The sequence below is a fragment of the Cellulomonas sp. P4_A2 genome, from assembly GCF_056402515.1.
This window is the reverse complement of sequence record NZ_JBFUHG010000075.1, coordinates 1-519: the sequence shown is the minus strand read 5'-3', so window position 1 is coordinate 519 and position 519 is coordinate 1. Positions and strand designations below refer to the sequence as shown.

General features: G+C 66.3%; 1 protein-coding gene. It reads left to right on the top strand.

What is annotated here, in order from left to right; all coding sequences use genetic code 11:
- Positions 1–262: 262 nt before the first annotated feature.
- The coding region (locus AC1DUE_RS20150) for an ATP-binding cassette domain-containing protein (RefSeq protein ID WP_477041185.1) at positions 263–519 on the top strand (257 nt) is incomplete at its 3' end.

Sequence of the window (519 nt, the reverse complement as noted above, 5' to 3'; positions counted from 1 at the left end):
TAACGTGACATTGATGAATGTGACAATGCTCGGCGGCTACGTCAAGGGGCTGCGCAGACCTGTGGACAACCCACCGAGCACCCCGCCTCCGGCCCCACCCCTTGCTTTCGTCCTTCTGTCCTCCGTCGTCCCCCTTGCTTTCGTCGCGCTCCGCCGTCCTCCTTCGTGGGGTCCCCCTACGGGTCCGTACGACTGGAGTCTGATGCGGATCCAACCGCCTGGTCTGACGACCGGTGTGGCCCGCGCCACTACCTTCGAGTACGTGACTGTGATCGCAACCGAAAGCCTGAGCAAGCGGTTCCCCCGGGTGACCGCTCTTGACCGGCTCTCCCTGGACATCGGGCCCGGCGTAACCGGCCTGGTGGGTGCCAATGGAGCCGGCAAGTCCACACTGATCAAGATCCTGCTGGGTCTGTCCCCCGCCACCGAAGGCCGGGCCGCGGTGCTCGGGCTGGACGTCGCCACCAGTGGCGCCGCCATCCGGGAACGGGTCGGCTACATGCCCGAGCACGACTGCCT